We start from the raw sequence: 14,834 nt of genomic DNA on the forward strand, positions 1-14,834 counted from the left end.
CGCTACATCCACGCCTCACACAAGGTCTCAGCTTGTGCCAGCACCAACTGAGCGGCCTCTTCCTGTTGATCCGGCGGGTACTTGTACTTACGCAGGATGCGCTTCACCAACAGCCGCAGCTTGGCCCGCACACTGTCGCGATTGCTCCAGTCCACGGTCACGTTCTGGCGCAGACTGTCGGTCAGTTCATGGGCGATCTTCGCCAGGGTCTCATCGCCCAGCTCACGCACTGATGACTCGTTGTTGGCCAGCGCATCGTAGAAAGCCAGCTCATCGTCGTTCAGCCCCAACTGGTCACCGCGTTTACTGGCAGCGGCGAACTTCTTGGCCATCTCTATCAGCTCTTCAATGACCTGAGCGGTTTCGATAGAGCGGTTCTGGTAGCGCTTGATCACGCTATCGAGCAGCTCGGAGAACTTCTTCTCCTGGGCCAAGTTGCTGGCGAACTTGCTCTTGATCTCGCCTTCCAGCAGCCGCTCCAGCAGCTCCACGGCAAGGTTCTTCTCCGGCAGGTTGCGCACCTCAGCCAGGAACTCGTCATCCAGCAGGCCGATATTGGGCTTGTCCAAGCCAACCGCCGCGAACACATCAACGACATCCCCCGAGACCACGGCATTGCCGATGATCAGGCGGATGGCGAGCTCCCGCACTTCATCGGTTTTCTTCTTGGCACTGATCTCGCGTTTGGTCAGCAGCACCTTGATGGCCTGCAGGAAGGCGACTTCCTCACGTACCGCCTTCGCTTCATCCAGCGTGCAGCACAAGGTAAATGCCTTGCTCATGGCCAGCGCATTGTCGGCAAAGCGCTTTTTGCCATCCTCCAACCCCAACACGTGGTTCGCAGCACCGGCCAGGAGCTTGTGCCCGCCAGTCAGGAAGTCGCTGTAATCGAAGCCATGCAGCAGGCTGCGCAGCACATCTAGCTTCTCCTCCAGCACCGCATAGGCCTCATGGGCATCGACCGTAGGTCGCCCCCGGCCCTTGCTGGCGGTGTACTCCTTGAGTGCTGCCTTCAGCTCGTTGGCGATGCCGATGTAATCCACCACCAGGCCGCCCTGCTTGTCCTTGAACACGCGATTCACCCGAGCGATGGCCTGCATCAGGTTGTGCCCCTTCATGGGTTTGTCGACATACAGGGTGTGCACACACGGCGCATCGAACCCGGTCAGCCACATATCGCGGACGATGACCAGTTGCAGCGGGTCTTTCGGGTCTTTGAAGCGTTTCTCCAGGCGTTTCTTCACCTGGTTTGGATAGATATGCGGACGCAGCAGCGCCTTGTCTGAGGCACTACCCGTCATGACGATTTTCACCGCACCCTTCTCCGGGTCCTCGTCGTGCCACTCGGGTCGCAGCGCAATGATCTCGTTATACAGGTGCACGCAAATCTCGCGGCTCATGGCCACGACCATGGCCTTGCCGCTTTGCGCCTGGTTACGCTCCTCAAAATGCGCCACCAGGTCAGTCGCCACGCTCTTGATCCGAGGTTCAGCCCCTACCACTTTCTCCAGCGCGGCCCAGCGTGACTTCAGTCGCGACTGCTGATCCTCCTCCTCGTCCTCTGCCAGCTCATCGACCTCATCGTCGATATGCGCCAGCTCCGTGTCCTTGAGCGACAGCTTGGCCAGCCGCGACTCGTAGTAAATAGCAACGGTGGCGCCATCTTCCTTGGCCTGCTGCATGTCGTAGACGTGGATGTAGTCGCCAAACACCGCGCGGGTATCACGGTCTTCGCTGGATACCGGCGTGCCGGTAAAGGCCACAAAAGTGGCATTGGGCAAGGCATCACGTAGGTGCTGGGCATAACCCACCTGGTAGCGGGCATTGGCCTCGGTCACCTTCAAATCCGGCATCTTCAGCGAAGCACTGAAGCCGTACTGCGTGCGGTGCGCCTCGTCGGCCACCACCACGATATTTGAACGTTCCGAGAGCACCGGAAAGGTGTCTTCATCCTCGCCTGGCATGAACTTCTGGATGGTGGCAAACACGATGCCGCCACTGGGGCGATTGGCCAGTTTCTCGCGCAGATCGCCGCGTGTGGCAACCTGCACAGGCTGCTCACGCAACAGATCCTGGGACAACGAGAACACGCCGAACAGCTGGCCATCCAGATCGTTGCGGTCGGTGATCACCACAATGGTCGGGTTCTCCATCGCCGCCTCCTGCATCACCCGTGCGGCGAAGCAGGTCATCGTGATGCTCTTACCCGAGCCCTGGGTGTGCCAAACCACCCCGCCCTTGTGTGTACCTCCTGGGCGCGAGGCGCTGACCACTTGCTGGATCGCCGCACGCACGGCATGGAACTGGTGATAACCGGCAATTTTCTTCACCAGCCGGCCGTCATCCTCGAACAGCACGAAGTAGCGCAGGTAATCCAGCAGCATCGCCGGCTGCAGCACACCGCGCACCAGCGTCTCCAGCTCATTGAACTCACCCAGCGGATCGACGGTTACACCATCGATGGTGCGCCAGCGGGCGAAGCGCTCGATATCTGCCGACAGCGAGCCCATGCGCGCCTCGCTGCCATCGCTGATCACCAGAATCTCGTTGTAGTAGAAGACGTCTGGAATCTGCTCCTTGTAGGTCTGGATCTGATCGAACGCCTTAACCAGATCAGCATTCAAATCCGCAGGGTTCTTCAGCTCCAGCAGCACCAGCGGCAGGCCATTGACGAACAGGATGATGTCCGGCCGGCGGGTGTGCTTCGGCCCTTGAATACTGAACTGGTTGACCGCCAGCCACTCGTTGGCCCGCACATCCGCCCAGTCGATCAACCGCACGAAGTCCCCGCGAGTCTCGCCGTCCTTCTGGTATTGCACTGGCACACCGCTGACCAGCAGTCGATGGAAAAGACGGTTGGCTGAGAGCTGCACTGGCACACCCAGCTCCAATACCTGGCGCAAGGCATCCTCGCGAGCCGCCAGTGGCACCTGCGGATTCAGCCGGGCAATGGCCGTGCGCAGACGCATTGCCAGCAGCACATCGCGGTAGCTCTCACGCTCAGGGTTATCGCCGTCATGGGCAATATCCGGCCCGTAGAGATGCGTGTAACCCAGTTCAGCGAGCCATTCGAGTGCTTCTATTTCAAGCTGGTCTTCAGTCATTTCTCTGCCTTACCTGGCAAGGACATCAAATAGATTTACGCCGGTACTGCTGTGCCGGGCTTCGTGGTGACGCGGGATCGGTCATTTCAATCAAGCCAGCGGCCAAGGCTGGCTTGAGGTAGTTCTTGGTAAAGGTGGGCCTATGCGACAAGCCCAGTCGCAGCATCAGTTCGCTGGACTTGAGTGCCAAGCCGGGCGGCAGCGCTTGCAGCAAACGCGCTACTTGATCGGTTACTTGATCGTTTACTTGATCGCTCTGCCCAGCCTCAAGCAGTGCCTGACGCATCGCATCCAGCATGAACTCAACAAAGGGCGTGGCCTCAGCCGCCTGATCAGCCGCTGCCAAAGCTGCGTAGTACGCCTCCTGCTGATCACGAATCACCGTTTCAACCGGCAGATAAGCCAGAACGGGCCGCCATCTGCTGAGAATCAGCGTCTGCCACAAACGCCCCATGCGCCCATTTCCGTCAGCAAAGGGATGAATAAACTCGAACTCGTAATGAAACACGCAGCTGACGATCAACGGATGCCAATCGGAAGCACCGAGCCAGTGCAGAAGATCCTGTACCAGTTCCGCCACCCGGCTAGCGGGAGGGGCCATATGTAACAAACGCCCCTCGCGATAGATGCCCACGCCACCCTGGCGATAACGCCCGGCATCATCGATCAACCCCTGCATCAACAAACCATGTGCCGCCAGCAGGTCAGCCTGGCTAGCGGGCTGCCAACCCGGCAGGGCGTCATACGCAGAGAAGGCATTACGCACTTCCTGAATTTCTCGCGGCAGCCCCAGCACCCGCTTGCCATCGAGCAGCGCCGTTACCTGCTCCACGCTCAGCGTGTTGTTCTCAATGGCCAACGACGCCTGGATGGTGCGAATACGATTGCCCCGGCGCAGCTGCGGCGTCAGTGCCGCGTCCCGCTGCGCCGTCAACCGACCCACCTGCTCACTAATCTCGGCAATCAGCGCCAGCATCTGCGGCGTCAAGGTTAACGGTGGCTGGTATGACCTCATGCACTTTGCTCCATAACAGCCCGCTTGCTCCCAACATGCCGCAAGGGAATGTCCGCCGCACTGGCCCCCAGCAATTGATCATTCTCCAGATCGAAGGGTAAGACCCAAAGGTTCATACTCTTGCCGAAATCGAACAACGGCAGCGCTTGTTGCAGCCCCGACCAGTACGGATAAATCAGCACCAACTTCGGCACCCCGTCGCTTCTGCGATATTTATGGCCGTAGGCGAACAGCTGATAGAAGTCACTCTGGCTGAGGTCATAGTTTTTCTCAGGTTTGCGGGCATCCACCCGCTTCCACTTGGTATCCAGAATCCAGCGTTGTTCGGGCGTATCAATCAGCAGGTCTGGTTTCAAACAGAACATTCGATCATTGTTTTGCCTGCACAGATACTGACTGGCTGACTGCGCTTTCAACTGTGCTACGAGCTGCAATTCCTGACGCAGCCAGCCTTCCACATACTGCTCGAACAGCTTTTCCATCGGGAACAACAGGCTCATGCCGTGCCACTCACCACTTACCGCTATCGGCATCTGCTGGTTGAGGATCAGCTCGCACCACGGCTTGATCGCCTGATAATGCGCCATCAGCCGGTCGCGGCTCCAGGCTCGCAAATCCTGGCTTACCTGCCGGCTGGCGGGTACCTCCGCCAGCATGGCGCGCAACTCATTGGCAAGGCGCCAGTTGGCGGCGTCTTGCGTGCTCTTGGCCACCAGCTCTAACGCCAGCTTGAGCAAGCGATTCTCGGCACGGTCCGGCAGGAATACATCGTGGCGAATCTGGAAGTGATGCTGCCGCCCCGGCGGCTGGCGCATTTGCGCCACCACATTGAGCTGCCCGCGCAGAAAACGCTGCTCTTCCTCGATACGCTGATAGTCAAAGCGCACACCACGCTTCACCAGCAGATCCAGCTCCGCAAGAAACTGCCCCATCACCCACTCGCTGAGCGGCGCATCGAACAGCTCCAGACTTGCCACAGAAACCTCGCGGGGCTTGAGCTGCAGAGCCTGCTGAATCAGCTTACGCAGCAATTGGCGGCTCTTGACCTGGCAATCGTCCTGCTCATGATGCTTGGGCAGAATCTCCAGCCGCGTGCCGCAGGGAGTTTCCAACACGCCCACATAGGAGTCCCACTTCAGCACCCGCCGCCCCTCCACCTGTAGCAGCGTCGCTCCGCTACGGTTGAAGCTAGCACTCAGCTCACAGAGCCAGTCGAACGCGCTTTCGGAAATCTGCGCGCAGTCAAGATTGCCGGGCGCTACCGCCGCCGTGGTCAGGCGAGCATATTCACGCACGGTGACGAATGCGCTCACGCACCCGCCTCCTCTAGCTCTTCTCCTAGAACCGCATCAGCCTTGGCCTGCACTGCGATGATGCCCGCATACGCTGAAAGCCGATGAAACGCCGCCTCATTGACCCGCCATACGCCCCCCTGCGCCCGCACGCTGATGTTGCCAAACAGAGACGCCACATCCGGACTGTCCTGATCCACGAGGCGATCAGGCACCGGTTTGCGATGGTCATTAAGCACCCACTGAATGCGTTGCCAGTCCTCGAAAAAATATTCCTGCAGCAACGGCACAACCTGATTGCGGAAGATCGCCCCCAGCCGCTCCAACGAAGCATCATCCTTCAGCGGCATGAAGTAGGCATGGCCCAGGCAGTGGTCACGATTCAGCAGCACCTCGATGCGTTGATTCATCACCCGCAGCAGTTGACCGATGTTCAGCCCCTCAACCTCAACACCATCCAATAGCTCAGGTCGCGGCGGCATTTCCCGGAACACAAAGCGGCGGCGCAGAGCGATGTCCAGCCCTGCCAATGAACGGTCAACGGTGTTCATGGTGCCGATCAGATAGAGGTTGCTAGGCACACTGAAAGGTTGTTTGGAGTAAGGCAGCACAACGGACAGTGCTTCGTCCGCCCCGGCGCGTTTGGAAGGCTCGATCAGCGTAATCAGCTCGCCAAAGACTCGCGAAATATTGCCCCGGTTGATCTCATCGATGATCAAGACTCTGGCTTCACTCTCTGCCCCTGACGATGCAGGCGACTGAGCGGCCCCGAGCAAATGCTCCACCAAGGGCGCCAGGATATTGTTGTATCCATTAACCAGGTAAGGCTCCAAGCTCGATCCCTGAAGTTTCTCAATCGCCGTCTTCTCGCGAATGTCTTGCAGCGTGATCTTGCCCAAACGCACGCCAGCAGCCAGATCATTCAACAAGCTCATCGAGATTGGCAGCAGGTTGCCGTTGGGCTTTCTCAGCTCCAGCAGATCAGGTGTGGCCCTGACCACCAGGTAATCACGACCAAAGACTTGGCTTGTGGCAAATGCTCCTCCTGCCGATTTTGCCCCGAGCAGCAACGTTAGCTTGTCGCGATCCAAGGTTGGGCTTTTCAGCTGATACAAGGTCATCTGGCTGAATTGGCCATTGAGCAGTTCGGTGTGCGGCAGCGAGGGCTGATACTGACGCAGCCACTTCACCGGGCGCATTTGCGCATAACCATCATCAAACTCAGCATGAGGCTTGAACTGATAGCCGCCCGTCACCTCCGCGATGGCCCGGAACTTGAAGTTGCCATCGGAGACCACAATCAGATCCCCAACACTTATCTGCGACACAAAAGTGGTCACACTGGTGATGCCATAGTCCGTGGCTGGGTTCTCCGGCGTGATACCCGCCTGCGCGAACCGCGCCTGCACCTCTTGCCGCTTAGTGCACCCACTGAAGTCAATGGCACCACCATAACCCAGCAGCACATAGCCGCCCGCCAGGCACTCTTCATAGATGCTGGCGTCCACACCCAAAGTGTTGCCTAGCGACATTTTCCAAATGCGCCGTTGCCCTAACTCGGTCGGGGCTTCAGTCTGCTGAGTCACCTTGGAGGCAGCTGCCTCGCACAGTGACTTAAACACCCCATCCACCACCTCATAGCGCAGCTGCCCGTTGGCATCATCGGTGGTCGCCCGCAGGCCCTCGACAAAGTCTTCATAGCTGAAGCTCTGATGAAAGGTCACAAAGCGAATGCGATCTTGCAGCACCAGCTCGTCAAACCGCTGTTTGAGGGCGCTGCGTGCACCTTGATGCTCCTGAAGAAACTGCTGATCGAGGATTTGCAGAGCACTCTCGATGGTCGTGTAGGTTTTGCCTGTGCCCGGCGGGCCAAACAGAATTTGATTCAGCGGCGCGTTATCCATCGGTTGTAATCCAGTTTTAGGCTTGGCTGCTTCTACAGCGGGCTCACTCTCCAGATACAGGCTCAAAAGTGACTGGAAGGAGTCCTCACTCGGCAAGGTCACCTGAACAACTGGTCGGCCCAACCACAAGCGCGGAGCATTAGCTTCCAAGCCACTGTGCCGAGTACGCTCGGCGGTGTAAGGCTCGACATCAGATATAAATGGCCGTGCGGCCTCAAGCCAATCGCCAGGTTCTAGAAATAGCGCCGGCCTTCGCCCCGGTTCGAGTGCCAACTGCCGGCCATCATGGGTCTGAAAACCGGCCATCCTTACCGTCGCAGGCTTTACCGCAGTCACCTCTTCGGACGCATCCAACAATTCCTTGAGCCGCTGGCCAGACCATCGCTGAGCAGCCAGCTGTGATGCCTGCTCCCACACACTCCGACCGTAATCCATCAAGGCTTGATGACCTCGCTTTGCCATCAAGGCGGAGTGCATCTGCCCTGGTGTTGCAGGCTTAGCCATAGCACTGGCCAAGCGAAGGGAATCCTCCAGATACACCGGCAGTACCGAGGGTGCCGCCCGATCCTGATACAGAAAGGCCAACTTCCATTTGGTCACCGTGCCCAAGTCAGCTGCATCAATTGTCGCTAGGTCGCCACGTCGCGCCGCCTGGGCAATGTCGATAATGATGCGCTTGACCCTGGCAAAGGCCGACTCGGGTGAGTCTCCATACTTACTAGCCCAGGCGTATTCGGCCGAGTACTGAGAATGCTGATCACCTGACTTCGGGGTTTTGTCTTTGCGCGAATAGATACCGAACTTGAACGCGGAGCCGCCCCAGATGGAACCTAAGTCCTCAGTGATCACCTCTAGCCAATAGGTGAAGGTATCGTTATCCCCGGAGCAGGTGTACTGCGGCAAAGTCATCCCCCCCAATGACTCCAATGGCCAACGCTGGAGAAATTCACTCCACTGCTGGTCAGCCACGTCTGGACTTGCCCAAGTCATTGACTCCCCTCCTCGCAGCAAAACAACTGCTCAATCACTGCCTCACGCCAAGCTTCAATAAAGGCCAACGCATCCCGACGATCCACTCTCAGTGGTGCTCGCCGGCCCGGTGCTGCCCCCAGTGCATCCCACAGTCGAATCGCCGAGTTGAACAACTGATCGGCACGTAATCCATCCTGCTCACTTATGCCAAGAATCACTGGCCCCACCCGCCCCCAAGCAGTCGCCAACAACTCCAATCGATGTGGCTCATCACCGTAGAACTCGCCGAGCATCGGCCACGGCGCCATTAGCAATAGTTGATCCTCCAGCTCCTGCTCCAGGTAGCTCGTATCGACTGCATCCCGCCTCTCGTCATACTCCGCCGCAATCCAAGGCAAATAGCGTTGTCGGCATAAACGAAACAAGTGCTGCTGCCTCTGCGCCTGAGAAGCCCGGCGGTAGAGGTTGAGCAAACGCTCTTCATCCGGCGATAGCCAACCGGAAAGATCTGCTTGAGCAACGAGCTTATCCATTAGCACGCGCTCTCCAGTAAGGCGTCATCGTCCGGCAGACGCAGCTGGCCGGAGATCAGGCGGGGTAATAGGGTGTCGCGGAGTTGGGTGAGGGTTTGAGCCTGGCGGTTGTTTTCCAAGACTCGCTGATGAATCGACAAAGCGGTGCCTTCATAAGCCTTTACAAGCTCAATAGGCGGCAGCACATACCTCAACGAATGAACGTGGTTTCGGTTCAACGTTGGTACTGCTGATCCAGCATTGAAAGATGCGAAATCCAGAAGCCTCAATAGCTCAAATGCGTAGCAAGGCGTCGCTCGTTTGAACTCTTTCACCCACAGCGTGGTGTTCAGCGGCCAGTAGTCTTCAAGCGTCAGAAATACCTTCCCAAGCACACCTGAACGCCCAGTCACCACTCCTGGCCCCTTTGCCATGGCGATGTGATGAGTGCCACTAGGGCCACTGGCAGCGATAAGCGGATATCCGCCCTCGGTACGTTCCGCTGCCGGGAGATCAAAGCCACGCTGCAAAACCAATAAATCTTGGAGTTGCCCAATTTCCCACCCCTTCGGCACCAAGCCCAGCTCGGACTCTTCGAAGCTATCGGGGAACAGGGCGGCGGTGGTGGCGTCCATGCCTTCCGGCTGGCGGCCTTCGGCCTTGGCGCGCCCGGGATCGAAATCGACGAACCAGGATTTGAACAACGCCTGGGCGATGGCTTCCAGGGTAGCGTTGGTTTCGCGTAGCAGGGTAATGCGGTCGTCGAGCAAGCTCAGAACTTCAACGATCCTATTCTGCTCTGCCAACGCAGGAACTTTGACAGGCAGCTTGTAAAACTCATCCCGACTAGTGGAGGGAATTGCTGAGCCAGAGTCCATCCCGTTGATGTCATACGTCAAAAGGCAGTAGTAAGCCCAACGAGCACTCAGCTCAATTTGGGGTTTCAAATAGAACGCCGTATCGATAACAAAAAAAGGCTTCGGGCTGTAATGAACCCCCCGATACGCTCCCTTCCTACCAATTACAACGCCATCAGAATTGCATAATGGAGTGTGATGCCATCCAATCGGGCCGTTCGTTCCGTAAACAGGCACACCGCCGCTAGCGTTTTGATAGTCACGTATAGCTTTACCGTACTCCAAAGTGGCAATTTCGCCCCACGTAGTTTCACTCCACTCAGAACTCATACCCCAGCCCCCCCAGCTTCTGCCGGATCAACTGGTCGAGTTCCTCGCCCTTCTGCATCTGCTGGCCTAGCTGCTTCGTCAGCCGCTGCATCTTCTCGGCAAAGGCTTCGTCGTCGTCTTCCACTTCTTCGGCGCCCACATAGCGGCCCGGTGTCAGCACATGGCCGTGCTCGGCAATTTCCGCGAGGGTGACACTGCGGCAGAAGCCGGGGATATCAACGTATTCACCGACCTGCCCGCCCTCATCCAGCGCCTCGCCACGCCAGGCCGCCACGGTGCTGGCGATACGATCGATATCGGCATCGGTCAGCTCGATCTGCACCCGGCTGACGCTGGTTCCCAGCTTGCGCGCATCGATAAACAGCACCTGGCCGCTGCGATCACAGCCGGCGGTGCTGAGGGCATGGCGCTTGTCCTTGGCGAGGAACCACAGGCAGGCGGGAATCTGGGTGTTGAAGAACAACTGGCCGGGCAGAGCCACCATCACTTCCACCACATCGGCCTCAACCATGGCTTTGCGAATCTCGCCTTCGCTGTTCTGGCTGGAGCTCATTGAGCCGTTGGCCAGTACGATGCCGGCGCGACCGCTGGGCTTGAGGTGGTAGAGCATGTGTTGCAGCCAGGCATAGTTGGCGTTGCCCGTAGGAGGCGTGCCATAGACCCAGCGCAGGTCGCCTTCCAGGCTGCCGTGCCACCAGTCGCTGATATTGAATGGCGGGTTAGCCAGTACGAAATCGGCACGCAGATCGCTGTGCTGGTTGCGGATAAAGGTATCCGCCGGCTCCTTGCCCAGATTGAAGTCGATGCCGCGAATGGCCAGGTTCATCGCCGCCAGTCGCCAGGTGGTGGGGTTGGACTCCTGACCATAGATGGACACGTCGCCCAGCTTGCCGCCGTGGGCTTCGATGAACTTCTCCGACTGCACGAACATGCCGCCCGAGCCGCAGCAGGGGTCGTAAACTTTGCCGTGGTGCGGGTTGAGCACCGCCACCAGGGTTTTGACGATGCTCGCCGGGGTGTAGAACTGGCCGCCCTTCTTGCCTTCGGCGCTGGCGAACTGGCCGAGGAAGTATTCGTAGACCTGGCCGAGCAGATCACGCGCCTTGCCGGCATCGTTACCGAAGCCAATGGTGGAGATCAGATCCACCAGCTCACCGAGCTTGCCATCCGGCAACTGGGCGCGGGCATAGCGTTTGTCGAGAATGTTCTTCAGCTTGGCGTTTTCCGCCTCGATGGCGGCCAGGGCCTCGTCGATGCGCTTGCCGATATCCACCTGCTTGGCGGCGGCGCGGATCGACTCCCAGCGTGCCACCTCCGGCACCCAGAACACGTTGACCTCGCGGTAGTAGTCGCGGTCTTCCAGCTCGGCGTTAAGCGCCTCGGGGTCACTGCCGTCAAGGGCGTGAGCGCCCAGGTAGTAGTCGTCGTTCTCGTCGGTCAGCTTGCGTTCCAGCTCGGCGCGGCGTCCGGCGAAGCTGTCGGAGATGTACTTGAGGAAAATCAGTCCGAGCACGATGTGCTTGTACTCGGCGGCGTCCATATTGGCGCGCAGTTTATCGGCGGTGGCCCAGAGGGTTTTCTCCATGGCCTCGATGCTGGTGGCGGGCTGCACCTTGGCCGCCCTACCCTTTTTCACCGCGGCCGCGGCTTCCACCACATAGTCGGCTGACACTTCTGCCACTGCTGACGGCTCGAAGCGCTCACGGGCTTTGTTCAGCGCCTGATCGGCCAAGCTGCCGGAGGAGGATTGGGCACGCAGTACCGAGCCGCCACGGCCCCGGCCTTTCTGCAGCACACCCTGCTCGATCAGCCCGTCACGCGCGGCCCAGAAGGCGTCTTCATTCAGATCGGGAAACTGTCCCTTGAGGCGCTCCAGTAGCGACTGATTGCCAATGTTCGATCCATCGGCAGGTACAGCGGCCAGCAGGGCCTGCTCCAACTCACTCATGCATAACACTCCACAGCCTCCCGCCAGAGCGCGGGTCGACTCAATTCCAATATGGGCGGCATTAAAGACGGGAACCGGAGGGAGCGAAGCGCCAGGCGGCGGTTACCGCCGCGCATCTGGAGGGCCATCCCTGGGATACCACGACCTGCCATTTTGCGGTGTCCGTCACCTTATCTACTGACTAGATAGGGGTAAAGACATCTATTACGAATAGACCAGCTCCAACCAGCTCACACCTCGTCTTCATCCCTCACGCGGTACTTCACGAAGGCAATGTATTTCGCAAACCCGAAGTTAATGATGGGTTTGGTTTCGGATCCAGATAGCCACCCCATCACGATGAAGTAGGCCCCCTCCAGATCGTCCAGACTTTTGAGCCGGAAGGCTTTGAGCATTTCTTCTTCCAACTCCTCGTCGCGAATCAACAGACTCGGCTCAGTGCGATAGTCACCGCAATTGAGCCATGTGTTGCCGTCTTTGCGATTGACGTTGGTGATCAGCCCCCAGTAAAGCCTTACGACACCAGGATCAATTCCCGACAACTGGGTCTGGTACGAGAGCAGCTGCCGAACTTCTCCCTCCAAGGCAATGCGCCCGCCGTCGCAGACAATGCGAATGGTGGCGTCATCCTCGGGATAGCTCGGGTTCTTGATGAGGCATGAAAGAATCTGCCGAAGCGACTTGTTGATTGGGTAATCAGCCGCATTGGCATACTTCTTATGGATCGCGCCCCAAAGTGTATCCGTTGGCTGCCGGTCCCTGGGCTCAGGGACCATGATGTCCTGGGCCTTGCGCTTGTCGAGATCGACGACGATGCGCGCTGTATCCGCCCCCTCGTCCGGCACAACATCCGGATCATCCACTACAAGCACGACAGTGCGGATCTCACACTCGTCCGTGTGGTGTGCAGCAAAACAAGCCGAGCGCTCGCGCCCACCACTCATCGAGCCTCTGACATACCAAGCCCGCGCCTCACATTCGAGGCACTCAATGTTCCCTGCGTACTTCTCGACATCCTGCAGGTACTGGTACGGAGTCACCGGACTCTGATCCACTCGATAAGTGACGGATTGCATTCGCCCTCCAATATCCATAAGACCGAAGCGCAAAGGCCAATTAAGGCCGTGGGAGGCAGGTAGCAGGCACTTGCTCACAAACAAGGGTATGTAGCATTAATAGACACATCTACAGTGTTTACTCGTACAGGTAAAGTTTTCGAGCAGGTGAATGGACGATGAAACGCAAGCAAGCAATCGAGTCTGTGCGCTGGGACCTGGCGCTGCGCTACCGCCTGATCGAGACGGTGGCCTGGTGGGAAGGCCGCTTGACTACAGGCCACCTGATGCAGAGCTTCGGCATCAGCCGCCAGCAGGCATCGAAGGACATCAACACCTACATCAATGAGCACGCGCCTAAGAACCTGGAATACGACAAGCATTTGAAGGGGTATGTGCCGAGCCGCCACTTCAAACCGCTGTTTATCGACGACAGCGCCAGTGCCTACTTGCATCTGCTTAATCAAAACTACGAGCGGGCGCCTCATATCGACGGGCTGGCCTTGGCCTATGCCCACACCGAAGTGTTGGGCGTGCCGGATCGTTCAGTCCGCCCGGAGGTGCTGCGCCCGCTGCTCAAAGCTTGCCGAGAAGGGCTGCGGCTGGAGTGCGAGTATGTGTCTTTCAGGACCCCGGACGTTGAGACCAGGTTGATTGCCCCGCATACCCTGATTTACACCGGCATGCGTTGGCATGTGCGCGCTTACTGCGAGAAGAACGGAGATTATCGGGACTTTGTGCTAAGCCGCTTCCGTGGTGAGCCGGGGCTTATGGATGATCAGTCGGAGCACAGCAGAGACTTGGATAGCGGGTGGAATACCGAGCTCGCGGTGGTTATCGAGCCAGACGTGCGCCTGAAGCCCGAACAGCGCGCGATTATCGAAGCGGACTATGGCATGCAGAACGGCCAGCTACTGATCGAAACCCGCGGTGCTCTGGTGCAGTACGTGTTGCAGCGCTACCAGATCGACCCTACCAAGGTGCATGCCAAGGCTGAGGCACAGCAGATTGTCGTCGCCAACCTCAATGAACTGAAGCCCTGGCTTTATCACTGATAGATGGAGCCTGTATGGCCGCTCAACCCCTGCTCTACACCCTACATATCCAGCTAGAGCCGTTGCAGCTCGATCCGCCGATCTGGCGGCGCATAAGGGTGAGCGGCGACTGCACCCTGCGCAAACTGCATCACTTCATCCAAGCTGCCTTCGGCTGGCACAGCTGCCACTTGCATGAGTTCAGCAATGGCGTGAACAGTTATATGCCGCTGGATGCCGAGCTGATGTACCAGTACGACGATGTTCTGGATGACCGCAAAACCAAACTGCGCCGTGTCTTCAAGGAGGCGGACCGGCTGCGCTACCTCTACGACTTCGGCGACAGCTGGCAGCATGTGATTGCCGTGGAGAGCATCGAGCCCTGTGACTTCACCGGCACCTGGTGCGAGGTGCTCGCTGGAGCCCGTGCCTGCCCGCCAGAGGACGCAGGCGGTGTACCGGGTTATTTGGACTTGTTGGCCTCAACCCAACAGCCAAGTGGCACCAGCTTCGATCCCGAGCTGTTTGACCGGCGGGCAGCCAATGCTGCGGTGCAGCGGATTTGCAATAACTTCTGGGGCTGAGGCCAGCACTGCCAAGCGCCGCTAGCGCTTAATCCGCAGTACCGCCATAGGCCAGCCTGGCCAGCCCGATCAGTGCGGGCAGCACCAGCGCCAGCGGCAAAAGATCGCTAAGGGTGGGCAGCAAGATCATAGGAAGTCCTCCTGGTCGGTTTCCCCCAACCTAGCGAGAACCGCGCACCGGGGCGATCTGTCTACTTTTCGTCTGTAAACAATCCGTGCAGATCCTA

General features: G+C 58.5%; 10 protein-coding genes. 2 read left to right on the forward strand and 8 right to left on the reverse strand.

Annotated features, from left to right (window positions below):
- Positions 1–2: 2 nt before the first annotated feature.
- From SBP02_RS11435 to SBP02_RS11470, 8 genes are all read right to left on the reverse strand, one after another.
- A complete protein-coding gene (locus SBP02_RS11435; RefSeq protein WP_318641751.1) occupies positions 3–3,104 on the reverse strand; it encodes a type I restriction endonuclease subunit R in 3,102 nt (1,033 codons plus the stop codon).
- Between the two features lie 25 nt (positions 3,105–3,129).
- A complete protein-coding gene (locus SBP02_RS11440) occupies positions 3,130–4,119 on the reverse strand; it encodes a Fic family protein (RefSeq protein ID WP_318641753.1) in 990 nt (329 codons plus the stop codon).
- Positions 4,116–5,432 carry an McrC family protein gene (locus SBP02_RS11445; RefSeq protein WP_318641755.1) on the reverse strand — a complete coding sequence of 439 codons (1,317 nt, stop codon included), beginning with the start codon at positions 5,430–5,432 and terminating at the stop codon, positions 4,116–4,118. The genes SBP02_RS11440 and SBP02_RS11445 overlap by 4 nt, the downstream gene beginning before the upstream one ends.
- Positions 5,429–8,305 (reverse strand): AAA family ATPase, encoded by a 2,877-nt coding sequence (locus SBP02_RS11450; RefSeq protein WP_318641757.1) that lies wholly within the window; start codon positions 8,303–8,305, stop codon positions 5,429–5,431. The genes SBP02_RS11445 and SBP02_RS11450 overlap by 4 nt, the downstream gene beginning before the upstream one ends.
- The gene (locus tag SBP02_RS11455) at positions 8,302–8,820 is read right to left on the reverse strand and encodes a hypothetical protein (protein WP_318641759.1); all 519 of its coding nucleotides are present in this window, start codon (positions 8,818–8,820) and stop codon (positions 8,302–8,304) included. Before SBP02_RS11455 ends, SBP02_RS11450 begins: the two co-directional genes overlap by 4 nt.
- Positions 8,820–9,986, reverse strand: coding sequence for a restriction endonuclease subunit S (locus tag SBP02_RS11460; RefSeq protein WP_318641761.1), 1,167 nt, complete (start codon positions 9,984–9,986; stop codon positions 8,820–8,822). Before SBP02_RS11460 ends, SBP02_RS11455 begins: the two co-directional genes overlap by 1 nt.
- The gene (locus SBP02_RS11465) at positions 9,976–11,934 is read right to left on the reverse strand and encodes a class I SAM-dependent DNA methyltransferase (protein ID WP_318641763.1); all 1,959 of its coding nucleotides are present in this window, start codon (positions 11,932–11,934) and stop codon (positions 9,976–9,978) included. The genes SBP02_RS11460 and SBP02_RS11465 overlap by 11 nt, the downstream gene beginning before the upstream one ends.
- Positions 11,935–12,164: 230 nt before the next feature.
- Complete coding sequence (locus tag SBP02_RS11470) at positions 12,165–13,010, reverse strand: hypothetical protein (RefSeq protein WP_318641765.1); 846 nt, start codon at positions 13,008–13,010, stop codon at positions 12,165–12,167.
- A 158-nt stretch (positions 13,011–13,168) separates the two neighbouring features.
- On the opposite strand from SBP02_RS11470, the gene SBP02_RS11475 reads away from it, so the two are divergent.
- Complete coding sequence (locus tag SBP02_RS11475; RefSeq protein ID WP_318641767.1) at positions 13,169–14,044, forward strand: helix-turn-helix transcriptional regulator; 876 nt, start codon at positions 13,169–13,171, stop codon at positions 14,042–14,044.
- 14 nt (positions 14,045–14,058) lie between these two features.
- Positions 14,059–14,607, forward strand: a complete 549-nt coding sequence (locus SBP02_RS11480; protein ID WP_318641769.1) for a plasmid pRiA4b ORF-3 family protein — start codon at positions 14,059–14,061, stop codon at positions 14,605–14,607.
- Positions 14,608–14,834: the final 227 nt, after the last annotated feature.

The sequence above is a fragment of the Pseudomonas benzenivorans genome, from assembly GCF_033547155.1.
In the GTDB taxonomy this organism is placed as follows: domain Bacteria; phylum Pseudomonadota; class Gammaproteobacteria; order Pseudomonadales; family Pseudomonadaceae; genus Aquipseudomonas; species Aquipseudomonas benzenivorans_B.

Excerpts from the sequence above, each read along its gene's own strand:
- SBP02_RS11470 (WP_318641765.1), bottom strand. The coding sequence starts at position 13,010 with ATGCAATCCGTCACTTATCGAGTGGATCAGAGTCCGGTGACTCCGTAC.
- SBP02_RS11475 (WP_318641767.1), top strand. The coding sequence starts at position 13,169 with ATGAAACGCAAGCAAGCAATCGAGTCTGTGCGCTGGGACCTGGCGCTG.
- SBP02_RS11465 (WP_318641763.1), bottom strand. The coding sequence starts at position 11,934 with ATGAGTGAGTTGGAGCAGGCCCTGCTGGCCGCTGTACCTGCCGATGGA.
- SBP02_RS11480 (WP_318641769.1), top strand. The coding sequence starts at position 14,059 with ATGGCCGCTCAACCCCTGCTCTACACCCTACATATCCAGCTAGAGCCG.
- SBP02_RS11460 (WP_318641761.1), bottom strand. The coding sequence starts at position 9,986 with ATGAGTTCTGAGTGGAGTGAAACTACGTGGGGCGAAATTGCCACTTTG.
- SBP02_RS11455 (WP_318641759.1), bottom strand. The coding sequence starts at position 8,820 with ATGGATAAGCTCGTTGCTCAAGCAGATCTTTCCGGTTGGCTATCGCCG.
- SBP02_RS11450 (WP_318641757.1), bottom strand. The coding sequence starts at position 8,305 with ATGACTTGGGCAAGTCCAGACGTGGCTGACCAGCAGTGGAGTGAATTT.
- SBP02_RS11435 (WP_318641751.1), bottom strand. The coding sequence starts at position 3,104 with ATGACTGAAGACCAGCTTGAAATAGAAGCACTCGAATGGCTCGCTGAA.
- SBP02_RS11440 (WP_318641753.1), bottom strand. The coding sequence starts at position 4,119 with ATGAGGTCATACCAGCCACCGTTAACCTTGACGCCGCAGATGCTGGCG.